The organism is Posidoniimonas corsicana (assembly GCF_007859765.1).
GTDB lineage: Bacteria > Planctomycetota > Planctomycetia > Pirellulales > Lacipirellulaceae > Posidoniimonas > Posidoniimonas corsicana.
The window spans coordinates 21,745-44,409 of record NZ_SIHJ01000003.1 but is presented as its reverse complement, the minus strand read 5'-3'; the positions used below and the strand labels follow the sequence as shown (position 1 = coordinate 44,409).

The following is a 22,665-nucleotide window of genomic DNA, read 5'->3' as shown; positions in this document are numbered from 1 at the left end:
TCACCCCCCTCCTGGCGCCCTCGAGACAAGTTATGAAGATTGCGGTCATTGGAACCGGGTACGTCGGTCTGGTCACCGGAACCTGCTTCGCCGACAGCGGCAACGACGTCACCTGCATCGACATCAACGAGGCCAAGATCGAGGGCCTGAAGCGGGGTGAGGTGCCGATCTACGAGCCCGGGCTGTCGGAGCTGGTGATCCACAACTCCGAGGCCGGGCGGCTGCACTTCACCACCGACACGGCCGCCGCCGTGGCCCCGGCCGAGGTGGTCTACCTGGCGGTCGGCACGCCCCAGGGCGACGACGGCGCCGCCGACCTGTCCGCCATGTGGGCGGTCGTTAAGGCGATCGCGCCGAGCCTCCGCGAGGACGCCGTGGTCGTGACCAAGAGCACGGTCCCTGTCGGCACCAACGCCCGCATCTTCGGCATGCTCAAGGAGTTCACCGGGCGGGAGTGCGACGTGGCGAGCAACCCCGAGTTCCTCAAGGAGGGCGCCGCGATCGAGGACTTCATGAAGCCCGACCGGGTGGTGGTGGGCGTCCGCCGGCCCGAGGTCGGCGACGTGCTGCACCAGCTCTACAAGCCGTTCCTGCGGACCGAGAAGCCGTTCCTGGTCATGTCGCCCGAGAGCGCGGAGATGACCAAGTACGTCGCAAACGCGCTCTTGGCCACAAAGATCAGCTTCATCAACGAGATGGCCAACCTGTGCGAGAAGATGGGCGGCGACATCAACGACGTCCGCCGCGGCATCGGCCACGACAGCCGCATCGGCTTCGCGTTCCTGTTCCCCGGCGTGGGCTACGGCGGGAGCTGCTTCCCGAAGGACGTCCGCGCCCTGGAGTCGATGACCGTCGACAAGGAGCTGACCCCCGCGATGCTCCGAGCCGTGGACGAGGTGAACGAGCGGCAGAAGCACGTGGTGTCGCAGAAGCTCGACGCGCACTTCGGCGGCGACCTGGCGGGCAAGAAGATCGCCGTCTGGGGCCTGGCGTTCAAGCCCCGCACCGACGACATCCGCGAGGCGCCGGCGCTGGTGCTGATCGACTGGCTGCTCTCCAAAGGAGCGAAGGTCGTGGCCCACGACCCCGAGGCGATGGACAACGTCCGCGCCGAACTGGGCGACAAGATCGAGTTCGCCGAGGGCCGCATGGACGCGCTTAAGGGCGCCGACGCGCTGTGCATCATGACCGAGTGGAAGGACTACCACTCGCCCGACTTCGCCGAGATGTACCAGCTGATGGGCGACCCCGCCGTGTTCGACGGCCGCAACCTGTATGAGCCCGAGCGGATGGCCCGCCGCGGCTACTGCTACCACAGCATCGGCCGCCCGATGGTGGACGGCCGCAAGCAGTAGCCCCGTGGCGTTTCCGCCGACGCGGAAACCAAGGTAGTGCGGCAATCGTCATGTAGGCTACAATCAAGGTTGTGCGTTTTCCCTGAGAGGAAGCGGGGATCTGTTTGCGCGCGGCCTGTTAGCCCGGAGGAGAAGTCGTATGTCAGGTGGTTGGTTGTCCGCTCGTGCCGGGCTGGTTTTGCTCTGTTTGGCCCTGTGGTCCGCGCCGCGTGACGCGGCGGCCGCGATCACCTCCTCCGGCGAGGTGACGCCCGACCCGGTCACCGCCAACAACCCGTCCTCCGAGCTCCGCATCGGCGTCGGCAACGACCCCGAAGACGTGGACCCGCGGGCGCGGGTCACCGTCGACGGCGGCAGCGTGCTGGAGTACGACCAGGTATTCGTCGGCTACGACGAGGGCTTCTTCGGCCGGCTGCTGGTGAGCGGCGCCGGCACCGCGGTTGAGTTCAACGACGGCGGCGCCAACTCCGACGTCGCGGTCGAGGTCGGCCGGCGTGGCAACGGCTACTTCGCGCTGACCGAGGGCGCCACCCTCAACCTCTCCAGCACCTCCAGCGACATGGCCATCGGCCGCAACTCGGGCTCGATCGGCGAGGTGCTGATCGACGGCGCCGACACCTTCGCCACGCTTGGCGAGGACGTGCTGGTGGGCGTCTCTGGCGACGGCAAGCTGACGGTCTCTGGCGGCGCGCTGATGCGCACCACCCGCTCCGGCAGCGTGGTCACGCTGGGCGTCAGCGCCGGCAGCTCGGGGCTGATGATTGTCGACGGCCAGTTCACCACCTTCCAGTCCGGCCACCACTTCAACGTTGGCGGGTCGGGCGTGGGCGAACTGCACATCTCGAACGGCGGCCTGGTGGACGCCGACAACACGAGCACCGCCCAGGCCACGGTCGGCGTGCTGGGCCGCCTGTACCTGTCCGACGGCACGCTCGACGTGCGCGACCTGGATGTGGCGGGCTACTTGGGTGGCCACGGGGTGGTCCGCGGCCAGGTGGACGTCGCCACGACCGGCGATGTCGAGGTGAACCCGGGGCAGCGGCTCGACTTCAACAACACGTTCAATAACGCCGGCGCGGTGACCGTCACCGGCGGCGAGCTCCGCCTGCTGGGCGCCAACTCCAACGCCGCAACCGGGCGTTACACCCTCGAGTACGGCACGGTCCGCTTCGCCGCCAACCTGACCAACGACGGCGTCATCGCCTCGGCCGACGGCGTCAACAACATCCACGGCGAGGTCACCAATAACGGCAACGTGGTGGTCGCCAGCGAGACGGTCGCCGTGTTCAACGACGCCTACACCGACAACGGCACGACCACGGTGCTCGCCCGCGGCAACGCCCTGTTCCTCTCCGACCTTACGTTCACCTCGGCCAGCCAGCTGGCGCTCGGCCTTTCCACCGACGAGGGCTCCGCCGCGGCCGCCCAGGTCGAGGTCGCCGGCGCCGCCACCCTGGCCGGCGAGCTGATGCTCAACTTCGAGCCCGGCTTCGACTACGGCGTCAGCCAGTCGATCGAGCTGCTCTACGCCGACGGCGGCATCTCCGGCGCGTTCGTCCCGCCGGTGTTCCCCACCGTGCAGGGCGTCGACTTCGGCCTCAACTACGGCGCCAACAGCCTGACCCTCGACGTCACGGTTGACCCGAACAACCTGCTCGACGGCGACTTCAACTTCGACGGCGTCGTGGACGCCGCCGACTATACCGTCTGGCGGGACGGCCTGGGCACGACCTTTGGCCCCGGTGACTACGACATCTGGCGGGCCAACTACGGCGCGACCGCCAACTCGGGCGTCGCGTCGCCGACCGCCGCACCCAGCCCATCGGGCCTGGTCTGCCTGCTGGCCGCGGGCGTGTGCGTGGCGCTCCGGCGTCGGTAGCGAGTGGGACGCGCGGCGTAGCCGCGATGCTTCCGCAACCCGCCGCAGCCAGAAGGCCCAGCGTCCTACGCCGCCTGCTGCCCACCGTGCCGCGAGTACACCCACACCGCGTACTTGCCGCCCAGGTAGCCCAGCAGCAGCGTCCACAGGCACTGCGCGACCATCATCAGGTCGACGGTGTGGGGAACCAGGTTCGAGCTGGCCCGCAGTGCTGGATCGTCGGTCGATTCGAGTAGGTTGTTGTTGGCGTCGTACCACTGGCGCGACTGCAGCGCGTTCCTCAGGGGCTCGACCGCACGGGTGGTTAGCAGCAACCCCGTGTCCGGTCTGAGTTCCCGGTTCGAAATCAGGTGCCGGGTGCTCTCGCCGCTCTGCCCCGTCGTCAGCACGACCGCGTAGGCGGCGGCGAAGAGGAAGAAGCCGAGCCCAAAGACGCGTCGGTCGCCCGTCAGCACAACGCCCCGGACCAGCGCCGCAACGCTGACGATCAGGGTCGCGGTCACCCAGCAGCTGGCGACCATCCGCGAAGCGGCCGGCAACGACGCGGCCGCCACGGCGACCACGCCGGCCAGCAGGAGAAGTTCCTTCAGCGAGAATCGCACGGCAACTCCACGGGCAGAGGTACTGGTCGAGAAGCCCGATTGTAGCTGCTCCCGGCGCCTCCGGCCGGAGTAAACCGGCGGCTGTCGTTGGCGGCCTCTTAGTGGCCATGCCTAGCCCCGGGCCGCTGCGTGACGGCCGCCCCGGACTCTGCTATCCTGCGGCCAGATGGGAGCGGGCGCCGGCCCCGGCGGTTGCTTCGGACGCTCCCCTGCCCAGGCGCCCGAGTCCCCCCGCCCCATGCCGCCCGCCATGCTGACGCAAGAAGACCTGCGGATCTCGACCCTCGGACCCCGCAGGCGGCTCTCGCCGCTGCGGCACCTGCACGAGGGGCCACGGTCGTTCGTCCCCGACGACCGCCGCGTGATGTACCACATCGAGTACTGCCACGACGAGGTGATCAACCCGCTGGGATTCGAGAAGGCCGGGCCCCGCGAGCAGCTCTACTTCGACCCGGCCGAGTGCCGCGCGGCGATCGTCACCTGTGGCGGGCTCTGCCCCGGCCTGAACAACGTCATCCGCAACCTGTACTACAAGCTGCACAGCGACTACGGCGTGCCGTCGATCCTCGGCATCCGCGACGGCTACCTCGGGCTCAACCCCGAGCTGGGCGAGCCGCCCATCGAGCTGACCGACCAGATGGTCACGCAGATCCACCACCAGGGCGGCACCATCCTGGGCACGTCGCGGGGGCCGCAGGACCCGGCCGTGATGGTCGACTACCTGCAGGAGCTGGGGGTCAACCTGTTCTTCCCCATCGGCGGCGACGGCACGCAGAAGGGCGCGCACCTGATCGCCCAGGAGGTCGAGCGGCGCGGGGCGAAGATCGCCGTGGTGGGCGTCCCCAAGACGATCGACAACGACATCAAGTTCTGCTACCGCTCGTTCGGCTTTGTGTCGGCAGCTTCCGAGGCCGAGGTGGTGATCGACCGCGCCCACGTCGAGGCCAAGAGCACCCCCCGCGGCGTGGGGCTGGTCAAGCTGATGGGCCGCGAGGCGGGCTTCATCGCCGCGGCGGCCACCATCGCCAGCGGCGAGGTCAACTTCGCGCTCATCCCCGAGGTGCCGTTCACGCTGGAGGAGCTGCTGCCGAAGCTCGAGCGCCGGCTCGAAGCCCGCGGGCACGCGGTGATCGTGGTGGCCGAGGGCGCGGGGCAGGACCTGTTGGAGCACGAGCAGGGGCTCGACAAGTCCGGCAACCGCCGGCTGGGCGACATCGGCCACTTCCTCAAGCACGCGATCACCGACCACTTCAAGGAGCTGGGCAAGCCGGCGTCGGTCAAGTACCTCGACCCCAGCTACCACATCCGCAGCGTGACCGCCAACGCGGCCGACAGCCTGCTGTGCGAGATGTTCGCCCGCTGCGCAGTCCACGCCGCCATGGCCGGCAAGACCGACCTGTTCATCGGCCTGTGGAACAACCGCCCGGTGCACGTGCCGCTGAAGGTGTCGGTGGGGCAGGTGAAGCGGATGGAGCCGCAGCGCGACCTGTGGTCCGCCGTGCTGGCGACCACCGGCCAAGAGAAGTGGTGACGCCAGCAGGCTGCTTGCGTGGCGTCCCGCTTGAGTCCGGCCTACTCTGTCGGCCGGCCGACTGGCGTCGACGCGCGGGCGCGATCCCGCTATAAGCCCACCTAGCCGCCCGCCCCGCCCGGGGAGGGCACGCGTCCCTGCCAACGATCTCCACTACGCCGCCCCGTGCGTCGGCCGGGCCTGCCAGTCGGCGGGCGCACTGCTAGCACGCGGCGCCACGCCAACCCGCGCGGCCTGACTTCCGGGTCGGGCCTGCGCCCCCACAGACTCGCATTCGCCACGGGAGGGTGAAGCCGTGAAGAATCCGTTCAAGCCTTGCTGGACGCTCGCCCCGGTTGCGCTGGTCGCCGTGTCCGCGGCGCAGGCCGCGGCTCAAGCGCCGTCGCCGTTCGCGAGTGTCGAGCCCCCGGAACCACCCCCGCAGCAGGCCGTGCAGGTCGAGCGGGGACGGCCGCGGCCGGTGATCGACGGCGTCGGACGGGTGCTGAGCATCCCGGCCAAGGTGGTCTTCTGGGACCGCCGCGTCGACAGCCACGAGGTGTCGCCGCAGACCGAGGAGAAGGCGGTCGAGTTCCTCGAGGCGCACGACGTCGACGAGGTGATGGTCCGCGTCAACCAGTACGACCCGCTGGGCGAGTGGCGCCGCCTGCGCGAGAACGACGAGCTGGGCGCCGGCTGGCGGTACACGGTGGGCAGCGTCTACACGCTGGGCTACACACTGTTCCCCGGCCGCGTGTTCGGCGGCGACTGGTACAACCCGTTCACCAACAGCATGCACCTGTACTCCGACATCCCCGCGCTCGCCATGGAGCAGGCCGCCTACGCGAAGGACGTCCGCCAACGCGAGACGCCGGGCGTGTACGCGTCGACCAACGCGCTGCCGATCGTCGGGCTCCTGCAAGACACCCGCACCAAGGACGAGGTCTACCGCTACGTCGACGCCAACGGCGACCTGTCCGAGCGGAAGGAGGCCCGCCGCGTGCTGGAGCCGCGTCTGGGCGCCCAGATCGGCGGCGACATCGGCAGCGTCGCGCCGGGCCGCGGGCTGTGGGCGCTGGGGGGCGCGGTGTTTGGCCACTTCACCGGCGGCATCCGCGCCAGCGTGATCGAGCCCGCAGAGCCTGCCAAGCCGACCGAGTAGGGAGAGCACCCCTCGCCTGGGCGGTCCTACAGGCCCGCCAGCTGTGCGGTGGAGTCGCCGAACCGGTCGACCCCGACCCCCATGCTGTTCAGCATGCTGACGAACAGGTTGCTCATGGGCTGGCTGTCGAGTTCGACGTAGCGGCCCGGGCGGAGGCTGCCCCCGCCGCCGCCGGCGAGCACCACCGGCAGGTTGTCGTGCGTGTGCCGGTTGCCGTTGGCGATAGCCCCGCCGTAGACGATCATCGAGTTGTCGAGCAGTGAGGCGCCGTCCACGTCCTCGGTGGCCGCCAGCTTCTCCAGGAAGCGGGCGAAACGCTGCATGTAGAACTGATCGATCTTGGCGATGTACTCGACGTACTTCTCGTTGCGCTGGTGGTGCGTGAGGTAGTGGTGCCCCTCGCTGATGCCGAGGTCGGGGAACGAGCGGTTGCTCCCGTCGTAGGCCAGCAGCAGCGTCCCGACCCGCGTCGAGTCGGTCTGGAACGCCATCGCCAGCAGGTCGTACATCATGTCCATGTGGGCGCCGAAGTCGCGGGGGATGCCCGGCGGCGTGTCGACGGCGGGGTCGGCGACCGATTCGAACTGCTCGGAGTTCTGGATCCGCCGCTCGATGCTGCGCACGCCGGCGAGGTACTCGTCGAGCTTGCGGCGGTCGTGCCCGCTCAGCTCGCGGTTCAAGGACCGCGCGTCCTCCAGCACAAAGTCGAGCAGCGACCGCTGGGTCTCGAGCCGCTGCTGGTAGTTCCGCGCCCGCTGGCCCTGGGCGCCCCCGCCGAACAGCCGCTCGAACGCCAGCCGCGGGTTCGGCTCGGGCGTGACCGGCGTTGTGGGCGTGCTCCACGACAGGTTGTACTGGTAGGCGCAGGCGTAGCCCGAGTCGCAGCTGCCGGAGTTGCGGACCGCGTCGCAGCTCAGCTCCAGGGACCGGAACCGGGTCGTGTGCCCTACGTGCTGCGCGGCGAGTTGGTCGACCGACACGCCGACGTAGATGTCCTTGCCGGCGGTCTTCCGCGCCCGCTGGCCGGTGAGGAAGGTGGCGTTTGCGCGGGCGTGGTCCCCCGCGCCGTCGGGCCCGGGCGTGGCGTGTTCGTGGTCGAGGCCGGTAAGCACCTGCACGTGCTGCTTGACCGCCTCGAGGGGCTTCATGGTTGAGTTGAACGAGAAGTCCGACCCCTGGCCGGTTGGGAACCAGTGCTCCTGCTGCACGCCATTGGGGATCGACATGAACGCCATGCGGAGCGGCGCCCCGCTGGCGGTTGTCGCGAGCGCCGGCGTAGCGGTGGCTTCTGCTGCCACTGCGGATCGCGCCGCCAGGGACTCGAACAGCGGGAGGCCGACGCACGCGCCGACGCCCTGCAGGAACCGGCGGCGGCCGATCGTCGGTGCCGCGTTGCTGTTGGGTGCGTGGGGCCTGTTCATCGCTCCGTCCCCTGAATCGGGTTCGCTGGTTACCGTGTCGCTGCGGGAGGCTGATCGTCGTCGCGGGCGGATACCCGCGCCGCGGGGTCGCCCCGGTGCCGGAGGAACGGGTCCGATCGGACGACCCCCCGGATCAGCACGCCCACCCTGCCGTTGTTCTCGTCGAGCTCATCGACAATCGTGTCGACCGCGTGCACGTCGTAGTAGTCCAGCCCCCGGCCCAACGCGTAGGTGAACAGCTTTTCAGTCAGGCAGCGGTAGAAACTGCGGCGGTGGGAGGTGGCCAGAATAGTCTTTAAATCCTGCACGGACGCGAAGGTTTCGCCGGAAACAAGATTCCCGGAGGAATCGATCGGGCGACCGTTGTCAAAATCGCGCCACCTGCCCATGGCGTCAAAATTCTCCAGGGCCAGGCCCAGCGGGTCCATGCGGGCGTGGCACGAGGAGCACAGGGCCGACTCGCGGTGCAGCGCCAGCACTTCGCGGAGCGTCGGCTGCTGTTCGCCTAGCTTCTCCGCCGCCTCTTCCAGCTCGGGAACCCCCGGCGGCGCCGGCGGGGGCGGGGCGCCGAGCAGGTTGTCGAGGATGAACAGGCCGCGTTTCACGGGCGACGTGCGGGTTGGGTTCGAGGTGACCGTGAGCATCGTCCCCTGCGTGAGGACGCCGCCCCGCTGGCTGTCCTGGGGGAGCGTTACCTTCCGCATCCGCCGCCCCTGCACGCCGTCGATGCCGTAGAAATCCGCCAGGTCCTCGTTAAGAAAGGTGTAGTCGCTGTCGATCAGCTCCAGCACGCTGCGGTCTTCCCGGACGATGTGCTCGAAGGTCATGTCGGTCTCGTCGCGCATCGCGCGGCGGATGCCGCCGTCAAACGTGTCGCGCACCTCGCGCAGCTCGCGGAACCGTTCGCGGACCTCCCGCGCGCGGGCCTGCTCCTCTGGTGACTGGGCGTTTGCGCCGCGGTTCCGTGGCCGGCGGCCGCGGAAACTACGGCGGAACTCCTCCAGGATCTCGTCGTACTCCTCTTTCAACCCCAACGCCGCCAGGGCGTCGATCGACACGTTCTCCACGTCGCGGGACCGCAGCCACTGGCCGACGAATTCGCGGACCATCCGCCGCGAGCGGTCGTCGGCGAGCATCCGCTCCACCTGGGCGTCCAGGCTCTCCCGCAGCTGCCCGCGGGCCGCCAGGTCGGTGAGCTCCTGGTCCGGCATGGTCGACCAGAAGAAGTACGACAGCCGCGAAGCGAGCGAGTACTCGTCGACGAGGGGGTAGGTGCTGTCGACCCGCTGCCCGGCCGGGAAGTCGGCCCGCAGCAAGAAGCGGGGCGAGGCCAGCACCGCCACCATCGCGTGCGCGACGCCAGCCTCAAACGTCTTGTCGGGCTGTGAATACACGCTTTCGGCGAGCGCCGCCAGGCGGTCGACCGTGGCCGCGTCCACCGGCCGGCGGAACGCGCGGCCCGCGAAACGCTCGAGCAGCTCCTCGGCGTAGGCGCGTCGCTCGTCGGGCGCCGACGGCGGCTGGTCACGTGTGAAGAACCGCTGGTAGTTCGGCGGGCGCTGCCACTTCGGCGGGTCGAGCGGGCCTTCGACCTTGACCGACCGCACGAAGTAGTGGGCGTGGTGCGGCTCGTTGGAGAAGTCGTCTTCTTCCTGATCGCCCTCGGCGAGCGGCAGCGGCCGGACGCTGAACGTCAGCGTGTGCTCGCCCGCCTCGAACTCCTCGTCGAACACGTGTTCGATCTTCAGCTTCTCCTGCCAGCCGTACTCCGCCTGGCTCCGCTGCTGTCCGTCGACGGAGAACGTCACCACACAGCGGCGGGGGTGGAACTCGAATGAGCCGTCCACCATCGCGTTGACGACCACCCGATGTGCGCCGGGCTCGTCCAGGGTGAACGCCCGCGTGACGGTCGCCTCGTCGTCGACGGACATCCGTTCGCCCCGCCGCGATCCGTCGTCGCTGCGGAAGTCGCGGCCCCGATACTCCTGGTGCTGGATCACCCGCGTGACGGTGGGCACCGCCTGGTCCACGATCGACTGGGCGGCGCGCAGGTACTTCTCCACCAGCATCGGCGAGAGGCTCTGCCCGTCGCCCACGTTGTCGAACCCGAAGCCGGAGTCGTCCGGCGGGAACTCGATCTCCACGTTGTAGTCGATGCCCATCAGGTCGCGGATGGTGTTGCCGTATTCGTAGCGGTTGAGCCTCCGCACGGCGGACGGGCCGGGGTCGACGTTGTGGGGGTCGATGCCGAACACGTCCGACTTCACCCAGGTGGCGAGGCTCTGCTTCGCCTCGTCAGGGAGCGCGGTGTAGCCCTCCGGCGGCATCACGCCCGCACGGACGTTCTTGAGCACCTTCCACCAGGTTTCCGTGTCGGTGAGGAAGGCCCCGGCGGCCGGGTCGACGTCGAGCGCGAGTCCGCCCTCTTCCGCGCCCCAGCCGTGGCAGTCGAAGCAGTTCTCTTGCAGCACCGGCAGCACGCGTGTGCGGAACCGGTCGGCAGCGTCCTCTTCCGCGACCGCGACCGTCGCGGCGAGCGCAGCGACGCCGGCTGCCGAACGCACCAGACAAGCGAGGAACAAGCGGGGGACACAGGTACCGGATGCCATCTTACGCCTGAGGAGAGAGATAAGGGGCGGGCGCCTCGCGGCCGACGACGCGGCGAGCCCCCGTAGGGGTCTGCGTCTGTCGCCCGAAATGGGCACTTGTGATTGTACCAAACAGGACGCCCCCGCCGCCAATCGGATCTGGCGCCGCCATTCGGGGCGGTCTGGCGGCAGCGTAGCGGGCCCGCCCGTCGTGCGTATAGTAGACGCAGTGATCGGTTGGCCAACCCGATAGAGTGGGCGTTTCCGCGGGGGACGCTGCGTTACCCCTCCGGAGCGGTGGATGGGAGAGAATTACAAGCATCACGGGCGGGTTGGCCTGACGGTGGTCGTGGGGCTGCTGGTCTGGCAGTTCGGGGTGACGGCTCTCCTGACGCTGGCCGGCGGCGAGAACGCGAAGCTGGGCGTCCTGGCTAAGATGCTCTGGGGGCTGAACCTGCTCTGGATTCTGGGGGCGGGGTTTCTCTCGATCCGGTTCCGCGATCGCGTCACCGCCTGGGGCGCCGCCGCCCGGCCGTTGGTGGTCGCGTGGTTTGTCGCCGGCGCTGTCGGCCTGGCGCTGGTCGAGGAGGCGGTCACCACCGCCATGACCAACTGCGCCCCGCTGTTCGGCGCCAAGCTGGGCGAGGTCTACATCACCGCGTCGGCGGACTACCTCGACGTGGTGCTCTACCACAGCGTGGTGGTGTTCGTGCCCCAGTTTGTGATGCTGGGCCTGCTGATGAAGCGGTACGCGATCACCCCCTTAGCCGCGTTCTTCTGCTACGGCGCCGCCGGGTTTGTCAACGAGGCGCTGTTCTCCGGACCGAACCCGTTGCAGTACGCGCAGTGGACGCTGGTGTACGGGCTGCTGGTCTATCTGCCGGCGCACCTCTTTGTGCCGATCGAGCACCGACGCCCCGTGCGGTGGTGGTTCTGGCCGGTCGTGGTCCTGGCGCCGGTCGCCGCGTCAGTCCCCGTGGTCGCGCTGCTGCTAGTGATCGCACCGGGGCACCCTCGGATCCACTTCCCGCCCATGTAGGCGGCCGTGATAGAGATCAGGGCGGTCGGCATGCGCAAAGTGAAGCCGGGGGTCGCGAAACGCGGCCCCCGGCTCGTCGTTACACGTGTTTGACGGGTGGGCTACTCGAGCCGCAACAGGTCGTCCAGCACCTCCTGCTCGGCGGGGGCGGACAGCTGCCGCTGGATCTCCATGCGGAGGGCGGGGAAGTAGTCGCCGTGCTCGCCGAGCGGCAGCACCGAGTCCGGCAGGGCGAACATGTTCGTGTTCTCCTCGGTGTCGAAGTCCACGTCCCAGTCGACGGCGCCGAAGGTGCCGCTGCGGGTGATCTGGTGCGTGCGTCCGACGTGCTCGTAGTACCGGTAGGTACCGCCCAGCCGGGTCTTGTAGGGGACGAAGTCGCGGAAGAACAGCGTGGTGGCGAAGTCGCCGTTGACCGCCCACCGCTGGATGAACTCGCTGATGCCGCCGCCGTCGGCGCCCGGCATCTCCACCACTTTCTTGAAATCACGGTCGCCCACCTTGAACGACCCGTAGGTCTGCAGGCCCTGCACGGGGACGCCGTCGTCGTAGTGCAGCCGGGCGGAGGCGATGGTGGCGGTGGCCGCCCCCAGGCTGTGGCCCGTGAGCCAGACCCGCCTGCCATCCGAAGCCGCGACGAGCGCGGTGGCGCGGATCCAGGTGTACACGCTGCTGGTGGCGTTCCACACGCCCTCGTGCACGTGGCACTTGAACCCGCCGATCTCCCGCTGGATGGCGTCGTCATCGGCGTCAACGATCCAGTCCCGCCACGGCTGCGATGTGGAGCCGTTCATGTGGCTGCCGCGGCAGACGATGATCACCGCGTCCGGCAGCCAGACGGCGGCCAGCTCGGCGCCGTAGGTGGCGTTGTGCTCGAAGGTAACGTCCTCGGCGCCCTCGGCCATCAGCCGCAGCCGGAAGTCATCCTCCCATTCTTGGCTGTAGCCGAGCCCGTCGGCGTAGATCTCGTCGCTGAGGTAGGCGCAGAGGAAGCCATTGATGATCGAGTCGCCGTTGTCGTAGGGGTTGAAGTAGAGCAGCGCCGGAGAGCCCTGCGACTCGGATTCCGGCTCGACTGCCGAGAGCGGGTCGTCTTCGACGAGCTCCAGGTTGTAGACCGGCGTCTTGGACGGCGTGCGTTGCTTTTCTGGCGCCAAGTAGCGCTCAAGGTCCACCGCGTCGACCTCGCGCTGGGTGCTCATCGACCCCACCGTCCGCAGCTCCTCGCCGCCGACCGCCGAAGCCAACCCGATGGCGCACCACAGCACGAACACAGAACTAATTGCCCGTTGCATCATTACTCTCCCGTGTAAAAACTGCCCTAGAAGCGGCCGGACCCCCCGGCCGACAATGCTCTAACGGCGAATCCGGGCAACTGTTACAGCGGAGGTGCGGATAGCCTGCGTAGGAGCGTTTGTTTCCGCGAAGCGTTCCGACCACCCGCGGCTCAGAAGCGACTCCGACGATGGAGCCCACACACTTGCTCTAGCCTTCCCCCAATGCGGCGACCGACGATGAATTGCCCCGCCTGCGACTGCCCTCTCGGCGAAGAGCGCCTGCACGGCCAGCAGGTGCACCGTTGCATCCATTGCGGAGGCCTCTGGCTGTCAGACGGCGATCTGGGTCCATTGATCCGGCGGATCGAGTCCGTAGAAGAACGCCCCGCCCGAGAGGCGCAGCCGCAACTTGCCTGCCCGCGGTGCGGCGACGAGATGGCGTCGATCGACTACGCCCACGACTCCGGCGTGCGCATCAACCGGTGCGGCGCATGCCGTGGCGTGTGGTTGGAGGCGGGTCAGCTGGAGCAGATCGTCGCCTGTCGGGGGATTTCGGCCGCGGAGGAGTCGTTGGCGCAGGCGATGGCGCTCGACCTTGGCCGGACGAACCGTTGGCGTTGGATACGTGATCTCTTGCGGTCGCGTCTGCTATCGGGCCTGGTGGCGGGGGCATACCTATTGATCGCCGGGTTGAGTGGCGATGGCCGGACGGTCTTCGGGCTCGTTGGGTTCCTCGTGTTCCCGATCGCGTGCATCTGGTGGTGCGATGGGATGGGGCGGCTGACTGGGGTTTCATTCGGCGCCGCGCGCCCCACCGTCACCCAGGAGACGCCCGGCGATTTCGTGGCGATCGGCGGGTGGCTGCTCCTGCTCTGCCCGGCGGTGCTAATGCTGGCGTCCGCGTGGTAGGTGGCGATTTCTCCCGAAGCGTGACAATCTGCCGCGGCGGTCCGGCTCGCGTCCGGCCAATGGATCAGGCAAAATGGTCGGTTCTGTTTCCCCTGCCTGTTGTTCCCTCCCGATGCTCACGCCCCGCTGCCGCCGGATTGCCGCCGCGTTGCTGCTGGCCGCCTACGCGGTCGCGGCCACGGGGCTGCCGCTGCGGGGACCCCAGCTCCCCCGGGCCGCCGGCGAACGCTTCCCGTGCGAGGAGTGCGGCTGCGGATGCCGCTCGGCCGCGGTCTGCTGGTCGAACTGCTGCTGCCACACGCTCGCCGAGCGGATCGCCTGGGCCGATCGCGAGGATGTCCGCCCGCCGGAGCACGTGCTGAACCAGGCCCAGTGCGCCGGCTTGGACGTCCGCCGCTGGCTGCCCGACGTGGACGGCGCCGTGCTGGCCGCCCTGCCCTCTCTGGCCGACCAACCGCAGGCGGCGCCGGCCAAGAAGTGCTGCTGCTGCCAGAAAACGCCGGCCGCGGAGCCGGAACCCCAAACGCCGGCCGATGATTCCCGCGGCTGGCGATCGTTGGCGTGCCACGGCGTGCTGTCGCTGTGGGTGTCGCTGAGCGTAGCGCTGCCGCCCGCTCCGGCCGGCGAGGAACCTGCGTTGCCGACCCGGCCAACCGACGCGCCGCCGGCGCCCCTGTTCTGCGGCCTGTCTGAGCCGCCGGCTACCCCGCCGCCCGAAGGGCCGGACCCGCGAGTCTAGTCCGTTCTTGTTGCCGCTGCGGGCGCCTTCGCGCGAACCCGCGTACGCGTGCGCCGCTGCTTGCTGGCGTGACCGCGGCGGCGCCGCCCTTCGATAAAGCCACTTCTTTGAGATTAGTACCCCATGAAGATCCGTACCTTGCTGCGCGCTGCGCTAGCGATTCTGACTCTCCCTGCGGCTGCTTCCGCCCACGGCCCGCAGCTGCAGATCACCAACGACGGCGGCCAGATCGTGACCCGCAGCGTGCTGGTGAACGACTACTCGGCGCTCTCGGATGAGAAGTCCGCCTACGTGATCCCGGTGACGAGCGTGCTGGACACCGACTTCCCCACCTCCTGGCGGGCCACGGCCGACGACTCCGGCGCCTACCCGTTCGGCCCGGGCCTGGCGTATGGACTGGGCGCGACCTTCCCGACCAACTCGACGCTGACAATCAGCTTCCTGGAGGAACTGATGCTGTGGGACGGCGGGGCGTTTGTCTCGGCCGGCGATGTCGAGCTGGCGGCGCTGCGGACCAGCAACCCCAACGCCGGCAGCCTCACGGGCAACGCCGCTGTTACCGGCGGGCCCGACTGGGACGCAGAGGTTGCGATCGGGGACGCGTACAGCACCGGCGCGCACGCGTCCGTGACGCACGTGCTGCTCGGCGACGGCGTCGACCCGGCCGCGGCCGTGGCCGACGGGTTGTACCGCGCCAAGCTGCAGATCGCTTCGAGCGACGCGTCCATCGCGGCGTCCGACCCGATTTACCTGCTGCTCAGCAAGAACGCCAACGATCAGGTCGGCCAGGCCGTGGCGTCGCTCGGGCTTCCGGCGGGGGCGGTGCAGTACTTCACCGTGCCCGAGCCCACCACGGCGGCGCTGGCGGCGATCACGCTGCTCGCGCCGGTCTGGCGCAGGCGGGGCTAGGCCATGCCCGCCAGGCGAGCGTTCACTCTGGTTGAGCTGCTGGTGGTGATCGCCATCATCGCGGCTCTCATCGCTCTGCTGTTGCCGGCAGTGCAGAGCGCGCGGGCGACCGCGCGCTCTGCCGCCTGCAAGAGCCAGCTGCGGCAGATCGGCCTTGCCGTGCTGCAGCACTGCGACCTGCACAAGGGCGAGTTCCCGGAGTGGAGCCACGCCGGCGCCGGTCGTTCGTGGGTCGACACGCTCGCCGACCACATGGAACACGTCGACGCGGTGCGGGTCTGCCCGGAGGACCCCCGGGCCACCGAGCGGCTGGCCGCCCGCGCCACCACCTACGTGCTCAGCGACTACCTCACCGCGCGGGAAGTCCCGGGCGCGGCGCGGTTCCTACGCCAGGTGCCCTCCACCAGCAAGACGTTCGCCGCGTTCGAGGGCGCCGGCGCCCGCAAAGCGGACCCGGCCTACGACCACGCGCACGCTTCGCAGTGGTTCTCTGAACTCAACCGACAGTGGGGTCTCGTGGAGCAGGCCGTGCGGGCGGACATCCAGACCGACTACCACCAGCAGACCTCCAACTACCTATACGTCGACGGGCATGTCGAGGCGATCCCCGACGCCACGATCCAGCAGTGGATCGACGAGGGGTTCGACTTCGCACAGCCGCGTTGACGCAACCGCAAAGAGCACAGCATGTTCGAATTGAAAGTCACCATTGCGGCGGTGATGTGCCTCGGTGTCGGCGCTCTCCGGGCGACGGGGCACGGCACGCCGATCGAGCTGACCGTCGGCGACGGCGCTCTGCACGTGTCGCACCATGTGGATGGGTACCCAGCGTTCGTGTTCGGCCAGCAGCAAGAGGAGAGCGACCCGCAGGGGCCGTTTTCGCACCCCAGTCTCGGCCTGACCCTGCTGTGGGGCCTGCCAGGCATCGACATTACCGGCATGCAGGACGACGCGAGCCTGTCGCTGGAGGTGCTCGCGCCGGGCGCGGACGACGACCTCGCGCGGCCGCTCCGCTACTGGTCGGCCGCCAGCCGGACGGTCCAGCTGCCGCCCGCCGACGCGGAGCTGGGTCTGCTGCTGGCCGACGCTTCGTACACCGCCCTCCCCGGCGCCGCGACCGCGCCGCCGGCCGAGGCCACGCTCGCCGACACCGTCGCCGGCGAGACCGGTTTCCACAACCACGGGCTGGTGAACTTTGCCATGCCCTACTCGCCGGTCCCGCCCGCGGGCTTGTACGGGTTCTTCGGTCGCTTCCGGTCCGACGCGTACGAACCGAGCGAAGCGTTCCTCGTCCTCTTCAACCTCGGCGTTGCGTACGACGATCTTGCGCCCGCGTCCGAGGCGCTGTGGGCTTCGGCGTACCCGGGCGACTACGACCACAGCGGGTTGGTCGACGCCGCCGACTATGCGTTCTGGCGGCAGCAGCACGGGGAGCAGCCATCATTGGCGGGCGTCGGCGCCGATGGCAACCGCGATGGCGTCGTGGACGCGGCGGACTACACCGTGTGGCGGGACAACGCCGTTGACGAAGCGGCCAGCGCGGCGGGAACGGCGCCCGAGCCGGCATCGGCCGTGCTTGCAGCCGTAGCGGCCCTGCTGCTGGGAAGAAGACGACCCGCGGGCTGAGAAACCTTGGTCCGCGCACGCACAGGCCCCGCCAACAAGGGCGGGGCCGCGTGCGCGAAGGAAGGAGCAGCAAGAGCTTCGAAGTGGACCGAAGCGAAGCGAGACGCAGCGAAGGGAATTGGAGTCGCGAGAGCGGGTGGAGCGAGCGGGGTAACGCGGTGTATTAAGCGCCGTTGCGGTAGGTGTCTACCAGCAGGAAGGCGAGCATTGACAGGCAGCTGAGGATTCCGGCATCCATGATTGTTCCGTCCTTTGGATTCGAGTCAGTCGCGATCGTTCGCGGTAGTTGATCGGCCTCATCCTGAGGTCTTGATGTCAGCTAATGCGAATGCGGCGCCAAAACCAACAACAATCTCGCCGCACGGTATTGGCAAGCCGACCTGGCCGGCTGGGCGGAGTTTGCGGGCAAGCCCCGCTGTAATTGTTTCCACGGCGGCGAAGATGTTACCAATCGGGCGTGTAACAATGCCCTTACTCGCCGCGCCGGCAGCGTAGAAGCCACCACGCCGATTGTGCGGATTGAGCGTCCGCGCGCTACGCCAGCGGACAGGGAGGACCGGCGCCGACCCGCCAGCGACGATTGAACCGCCTGGCCCGCTGGGCGACAATCAGGACCCAATCGCCCTACCTTGCCATCCCGACAGGACCCCCATGGACGAGTTGATCATCAGTGTTTCCGGCCTCCGCGGAGTGGTGGGGCAGTCGCTCACGCCGGAGATCGCCGCGCGGTACGCGGCCGCGTTCGCTAGCACCCTGGAGCCGGGGGCGATTGTCATCACCCGCGACGGCCGCAGCCACGGCCCGGAACTCGCCGAGGCGATCGCCGCGGCGCTGACCGCGGTCGGGCGCCCGGTGCTGGACGCCGGGCCGGCGGCCACGCCCACCACCGGCATCCTGGTCCGCAGCGAGCAGTGCGCCGGCGGCATCCAGATCTCCGCCAGCCACAACCCGCCGGAGTACAACGGCATCAAGCTGTTCAGCGAGGAGGGCCGCGTGATCCCCGCCGAGGCGGGCGAAGAAGTCCGCCGCCGCTTCCTGGACAAGGTCGACCTGCCGAAGCCGGCGGCCGAGCCGGGCAAGGTCGAGCGGCTCCACAACACCGTCAGCGCGCACCTGGTGGCGATCGAGGACGCGGTCGACATCGCGCTGATCCATTCCAAAAAGTTCCGCGTGCTGCTGGACGCCAACCACGGCACCGGCGCGGTGCTGGGGCGGCCGCTGCTGGAGGTGCTCGGCTGCGAGGTGACCGTGCTCGGCGAAACGCCGGACGGCCAGTTCGCCCACACGCCCGAGCCGACCGCCGAGAACCTGGCCAGCGTGCTGCCGAAAGTCCCGGAGCTGGGCGCCGCGGTCGGCTTCTGCCAGGACCCGGACGCCGACCGCCTGGCGTTGATCGACGAGCAGGGCCGGTACGTGGGCGAGGAGTACACGCTGGCACTCTGCGCCGAGCATGTGCTGACCCAGGACCCGGGCCCAGTAGTGACCAACTGCTCCACCAGCCGGATGACGCAGGACATCGCCGAGAAGCACGCCGTGCCGTTCCACCGCTCGGCGGTCGGCGAGGCGAACGTGGTCAACAAGATGCACCAGACCGAGGCCGTGCTGGGCGGCGAGGGGAACGGCGGCGTGATCGACCCCCGCATCGGCCCGGTGCGGGACAGCTTCATCGGCATGGCGCTGGTGCTCGAGGCGCTCGCCGCGCGTGACGAGCCGCTCAGCAAGCTGATCGACGAACTGCCCCGCTACGCGATCCACAAGGCGAAGGTCACCGTCGCGCGCGAGCAGATCCCCGCTGCGCTGTCCGCCTTAGAGAAGCACTTCACCGACGCCGCCCCCGACCACACCGACGGCCTGCGGCTCGACTGGGAAGACCAACGCAAGTGGCTGCTGGTCCGGGCCAGCAACACCGAGCCGATCGTACGGATCTTCTGCGAGGCGGCCACGGCGAAGGAAGCTCAGGCTGTGGCGGAAGAGGCGGCGCGGGTGATGGGGTAGCGACCAAAACTATGTGGGGTGGGCGGCAGCGCTGCGAACGCCCACCTCGCCCAGGCTTGTGAATCCAGAATCGGTGGGCCTATTGGCCGCACCCTACAGCACCGATGACACGAGACGAACTGCGGCGTGAACTAGAATTGGCAGGCGTGCCGTCGCAGTGTTTTAGCCTCTACGGCGTTAATGCCGATGAAGCCTACTGTCTGAGTCGAAGCGCAGGCGGGCGATGGAGAACGTACTTCTTTGAACGTGGGGAAGAGAATACGGTACGCGAGTTTGACTCAGAGTCAGACGCGTGTGAGCACCTGAGGTCGAGAATACTTGGCGGAACTCGTTGGTGGGAATAGAACGTAGGTTCGGCGGCAGCGCAGCGAACGCCCACCACACTTTAGATTGCCAATCAACCTGCGGTGGGCCTATCGGCCACCCCCTACCATTCGATGCCCAACTATCGTCGTGCATTCGTGCCGGGAGGGACCTTCTTCTTCACGATTGTCACGCACCACAGGCGTTGCTTCTTGACGGAGCCCGCGGCGCGGCAGATTCTCAGGAACTCGTTCCGACTTGTGCGGGCACGCTTTCCGTTCGCGGTCGAGGCAATCGTACTGCTTCCGGATCACCTGCACTGCGTCATGACGCTCCCGGCGGGAGACGCCGACTTTTCCACTCGATGGAATCAGATCAAGGGCGGCTTCACGCGCGGCTGGCTCGCCGCCGGAGGGGCAGAGGGACCACGCTCAGCCAGCCGAGAGTCGAAGCGGGAACGTGGTGTTTGGCAACGCCGCGGGTACGAGCACTCCTGCCGAGATGAGGAGGATCTCAAACGGTGCATCGACTACGTTCATGTGAACCCGTTGAAGCACGGCCTTGTCGACCGCGTGATTGACTGGCCCTGGTCATCTTTTCATCGGTATGTTCGGGCTGGTGAGTACTCCAAGTATTGGGGCAACGCCGCCGAGTGGTACGGAGATGAGTGGAGCAGATTTGAATAGCAAGCAAAGGAAAATGTAGGGTGGGCGGGAGCGAAGCGGACGCCCACCGTATTCGAGATTGCCAATCGAACGGCGTTGGTCTACCGACCCTCATTGCGGCTGGTCAACCGTGGAGTAGGCTCCACGATCCATCGGCACCTCTCTCAAAGATCGCGTCCCACTCGGTGTTTACCTCGGTTCCCCAATAAGTGATCGACACTTGATCCTCCCTTACAGAGAAGTACGCGATCCGGAAGAGGAACTGCGTGATGTCAAGGCTCCTCGAATCTTTCTCACACAAGTCCTGAACCTGGTTGTCCATGTGTCGCACATGCTCCAACGCTCGCCGTGCTAAAGAGATGTCGCTCGGTGTTAGAGGTTCCATGAAGCGATTCGGAAAGTGTACCTCAATGGCCTCGTCGCCTATCGCAAGTGAATAATACGGAGGGTCTGAGTCAGCGACCGCTGAGAAGTTCTCAAAGGCAGTCACAAACTCCTCTGGTTGATAGCGGTCTCTAGGGAAACGGGACATTGACACGAAATGGGTACCGAATGGCCTAGGGAGATGTAACTACGGATAGAATTGTAGCGGACGCCCACCGTATTCGAGATTGCGAACCGAACGATGGTGGGCCTATCGGCCGCACCCTACTGCCTCAACCACACCAATGCACTCCCCCACCATCACCGCCGCCCAGCAGCTCTGGGACCACTTCTCCGCAGGCCGCGCACGCGGCCCAAGTGATGCGGTGGTGGTCTGCTGCTCGTACGACCTACGGGTCTGCGACTACGCGTGCGGGCTGATCAAAGAGGGCCTGGCGCCGCTGTTGGTGCTGTCGGGGAACACCGGCAACTGGACCCGCCACCTGTGGTCGCAGCCGGAGGCCGAGGTATTCCTCCAGCGGGCGGTCGCGGCCGGCGTTGACCCGGCTCAGATCCGCCTGGAGCGCGAGGCGACCAACTTCGGCCAGAACATCAAGTTCGTCCGCCGGATGATGCCCGAGCTGCGACGGGTCACGTTCGTCACCAAGCCAAACTCGGTGCTGCGGGTGCAGCTCACCGCGGCGGCGCAGTGGCCCGAGGTCGAGGCCATGGTCGACGCCCCGCCGCTGTCCTTCCCGGAGGACGCGTCCCAGGCGGTCGGTGTGCTCGGCACGATCGACGAGATGGCGGGCGACTACGACCGCATCCTCAAGTACCCGGACCTGGGCTACCAGGCGCCACACGAATTCCCGCCCGAGATCACCGCCGCGTGGCGCCGGCTCGTGGAGGCGGGCTTTACCAACCATCTGATGCGGTAGCCGGCCTCGCCAGGCAATAATACCGAACCCGTCCGCGGAAACAGTGTCTGACAGTCGGTCCCCTACTCACCCTGAGGCGCGCGCCCGTGTCCGACCCGCTGCTCAAGAAGAACTTCTTCACCGATGTGCTGGGTGACAACCCGGCCGCGCTGCCGGTCCGCATCACCGAGCGGCTGGTCGCCGACGGCGCGCCGCGGGCGGTGGTGGTGGCCAACCGGCTCGACTTCGAGGAGTACGCCGAGCTGGGGCACTGCGAGCTGGAGGTTGAGCCGCAGCCCCGCCCGGACAGCTACTGCATCTGGGGCGGCGAGGACCACGACCAGCTAGAGAACACCTACGACCAGGCGGTCTGGCGGGTGTTGTGGAACGATCAGACGCTCCGCGTGGTGCACGTCGAGTGGGCTACCGGGTGCGGCAATGAGAGCCGCGACTGGGTGGTGGCCAACACCGCCGACCTTGCGCGGGCGTTCATCCTGGACGTGGAGCGGAAGACGCACCACCCGGGCGAGTCGATCCTCGTTTTCTCCGACGGCCATTGGCAGCGGAGCCGCGGGCTGTACCGCGCGACGCAGTCGGCCTCGTTTGACGACCTGGTGCTGGCCGAGGACCTCAAGCAGACCATCCGGGACGACTTCCGGCGGTTCCTCGAGTCGGAGGAAGAGTACAACCGGCTCGGCATCGCATGGCGCCGCGGCGCCCTGTTGGTGGGGCCGCCGGGCAACGGCAAGACCCACTGCGTGCGGGCGCTGGTCAAGGAGCTCGACGTGCCCAGCCTGTACGTGCAGAGCCTGGCCCACCACTACTGGACGCCCGAGCAGCTCTGGAAGCACATCTTCGACCGCGCCCGCGGCCTGCGGCCCTGCGTGCTGGTGCTCGAGGACCTGGACGCGCTGGTGAACCCCGAGAACCGCTCATTCTTCCTCAACCAGCTCGACGGCTTCGAGCGGAACCACGGCCTGATCGTGCTCGCCACGACGAACTACCCCGAGCGGATCGACCAGGCGATCATCAACCGCCCCAGCCGCTTCGACCGCAAGTACCACTTCTCTTTGCCGAGCGAGGCCGAGCGGCGGACCTTCCTTGCCGGTTGGCAGGCGCGGCTCGCGGAAGAGACCCGCTGGCCTGCCGAAGAGCTGGACGCCCTGGCCGAGCTGACCGGCGGCTTCTCGTTTGCGTACCTCAAAGAGCTGGTGATCAGCTCGGTGATGCAGTGGATGGCGGACCGGTCGGTCGACTTCGCCCAGGTCTCCGCCGATCAGGCCAAGCTGCTCAAGCGGCAGATGCGGGCCGACCCCGAGGCAAACGGCGCGGGGCCGCGGTGGGGCTTGTTCCGCCGCCGGGACGCGACAGCCACTGCGGCGGAGCACGAGTGAGCGGCGTCGTGG

General features: G+C 68.2%; 19 protein-coding genes. 14 read left to right on the top strand and 5 right to left on the bottom strand.

Going from position 1 to position 22,665, the window contains the following annotated elements; all coding sequences use genetic code 11:
- The first annotated feature begins 32 nt into the window (after positions 1 to 32).
- Positions 33 to 1,355, top strand: a complete 1,323-nt coding sequence (locus KOR34_RS19575) for a UDP-glucose dehydrogenase family protein (protein WP_146567389.1) — start codon at positions 33 to 35, stop codon at positions 1,353 to 1,355.
- Between the two features lie 139 nt (positions 1,356 to 1,494).
- On the top strand, positions 1,495 to 3,234 hold the full coding sequence (locus KOR34_RS19570) for a hypothetical protein (RefSeq protein WP_146567387.1): 1,740 nt from the start codon (positions 1,495 to 1,497) through the stop codon (positions 3,232 to 3,234).
- 65 nt (positions 3,235 to 3,299) lie between these two features.
- Here the strand turns inward: KOR34_RS19570 and KOR34_RS19565 are convergent, their stop codons facing one another.
- Positions 3,300 to 3,836 carry a hypothetical protein gene (locus KOR34_RS19565; protein ID WP_146567384.1) on the bottom strand — a complete coding sequence of 179 codons (537 nt, stop codon included), beginning with the start codon at positions 3,834 to 3,836 and terminating at the stop codon, positions 3,300 to 3,302.
- A 250-nt stretch (positions 3,837 to 4,086) separates the two neighbouring features.
- Between KOR34_RS19565 and KOR34_RS19560 the strand changes: the two genes are divergently transcribed.
- Together KOR34_RS19560 and KOR34_RS19555 are read left to right on the top strand one after the other, a co-directional pair.
- The gene (locus KOR34_RS19560; RefSeq protein ID WP_146567382.1) at positions 4,087 to 5,367 is read left to right on the top strand and encodes an ATP-dependent 6-phosphofructokinase; all 1,281 of its coding nucleotides are present in this window, start codon (positions 4,087 to 4,089) and stop codon (positions 5,365 to 5,367) included.
- Positions 5,368 to 5,662: 295 nt separating this feature from the next.
- Positions 5,663 to 6,508 carry a hypothetical protein gene (locus KOR34_RS19555; protein ID WP_146567380.1) on the top strand — a complete coding sequence of 282 codons (846 nt, stop codon included), beginning with the start codon at positions 5,663 to 5,665 and terminating at the stop codon, positions 6,506 to 6,508.
- A 26-nt stretch (positions 6,509 to 6,534) separates the two neighbouring features.
- On the opposite strand, the gene KOR34_RS19550 is transcribed toward KOR34_RS19555, so the two are convergent.
- On the bottom strand, positions 6,535 to 7,929 hold the full coding sequence (locus tag KOR34_RS19550) for a DUF1552 domain-containing protein (protein WP_146567379.1): 1,395 nt from the start codon (positions 7,927 to 7,929) through the stop codon (positions 6,535 to 6,537).
- 29 nt (positions 7,930 to 7,958) lie between these two features.
- A complete protein-coding gene (locus KOR34_RS19545) occupies positions 7,959 to 10,538 on the bottom strand; it encodes a DUF1592 domain-containing protein (RefSeq protein ID WP_146567377.1) in 2,580 nt (859 codons plus the stop codon).
- Between the two features lie 280 nt (positions 10,539 to 10,818).
- Here KOR34_RS19545 and KOR34_RS19540 point away from each other — a divergent pair, with 280 nt between their 5' ends.
- On the top strand, positions 10,819 to 11,556 hold the full coding sequence (locus tag KOR34_RS19540; protein WP_146567375.1) for a hypothetical protein: 738 nt from the start codon (positions 10,819 to 10,821) through the stop codon (positions 11,554 to 11,556).
- A gap of 101 nt (positions 11,557 to 11,657) precedes the next feature.
- On the opposite strand, the gene KOR34_RS19535 is transcribed toward KOR34_RS19540, so the two are convergent.
- Positions 11,658 to 12,851 carry a lipase family protein gene (locus KOR34_RS19535; RefSeq protein WP_197531600.1) on the bottom strand — a complete coding sequence of 398 codons (1,194 nt, stop codon included), beginning with the start codon at positions 12,849 to 12,851 and terminating at the stop codon, positions 11,658 to 11,660.
- Between the two features lie 219 nt (positions 12,852 to 13,070).
- On the opposite strand from KOR34_RS19535, the gene KOR34_RS19530 reads away from it, so the two are divergent.
- From KOR34_RS19530 to KOR34_RS19500, 7 genes are all read left to right on the top strand, one after another.
- A complete protein-coding gene (locus KOR34_RS19530; protein WP_197531644.1) occupies positions 13,071 to 13,742 on the top strand; it encodes a TFIIB-type zinc ribbon-containing protein in 672 nt (223 codons plus the stop codon).
- A 112-nt stretch (positions 13,743 to 13,854) separates the two neighbouring features.
- On the top strand, positions 13,855 to 14,481 hold the full coding sequence (locus tag KOR34_RS19525; RefSeq protein ID WP_146567370.1) for a hypothetical protein: 627 nt from the start codon (positions 13,855 to 13,857) through the stop codon (positions 14,479 to 14,481).
- Positions 14,482 to 14,604: 123 nt separating this feature from the next.
- Positions 14,605 to 15,390 (top strand): hypothetical protein, encoded by a 786-nt coding sequence (locus KOR34_RS19520; RefSeq protein ID WP_146567367.1) that lies wholly within the window; start codon positions 14,605 to 14,607, stop codon positions 15,388 to 15,390.
- A gap of 3 nt (positions 15,391 to 15,393) precedes the next feature.
- A complete protein-coding gene (locus KOR34_RS27585; RefSeq protein ID WP_146568039.1) occupies positions 15,394 to 16,056 on the top strand; it encodes a DUF1559 family PulG-like putative transporter in 663 nt (220 codons plus the stop codon).
- Positions 16,057 to 16,077: 21 nt separating this feature from the next.
- Positions 16,078 to 17,016, top strand: coding sequence for a hypothetical protein (locus KOR34_RS19510; RefSeq protein WP_146567366.1), 939 nt, complete (start codon positions 16,078 to 16,080; stop codon positions 17,014 to 17,016).
- A gap of 651 nt (positions 17,017 to 17,667) precedes the next feature.
- A complete protein-coding gene (glmM, locus tag KOR34_RS19505; protein WP_146567364.1) occupies positions 17,668 to 19,011 on the top strand; it encodes a phosphoglucosamine mutase in 1,344 nt (447 codons plus the stop codon).
- Positions 19,012 to 19,448: 437 nt separating this feature from the next.
- The gene (locus KOR34_RS19500) at positions 19,449 to 20,000 is read left to right on the top strand and encodes an REP-associated tyrosine transposase (protein ID WP_146567362.1); all 552 of its coding nucleotides are present in this window, start codon (positions 19,449 to 19,451) and stop codon (positions 19,998 to 20,000) included.
- Positions 20,001 to 20,103: 103 nt separating this feature from the next.
- Here KOR34_RS19500 and KOR34_RS19495 read toward each other — a convergent pair whose 3' ends face one another.
- Complete coding sequence (locus tag KOR34_RS19495; RefSeq protein WP_146567360.1) at positions 20,104 to 20,469, bottom strand: hypothetical protein; 366 nt, start codon at positions 20,467 to 20,469, stop codon at positions 20,104 to 20,106.
- 178 nt (positions 20,470 to 20,647) lie between these two features.
- Here KOR34_RS19495 and KOR34_RS19490 point away from each other — a divergent pair, with 178 nt between their 5' ends.
- Positions 20,648 to 21,280 (top strand): YdcF family protein, encoded by a 633-nt coding sequence (locus tag KOR34_RS19490; RefSeq protein WP_146567359.1) that lies wholly within the window; start codon positions 20,648 to 20,650, stop codon positions 21,278 to 21,280.
- An 86-nt stretch (positions 21,281 to 21,366) separates the two neighbouring features.
- Entirely contained in the window at positions 21,367 to 22,653 is a 1,287-nt protein-coding gene (locus KOR34_RS19485; RefSeq protein ID WP_197531599.1) for an AAA family ATPase, read from the top strand.
- Positions 22,654 to 22,665 lie beyond the last annotated feature (12 nt).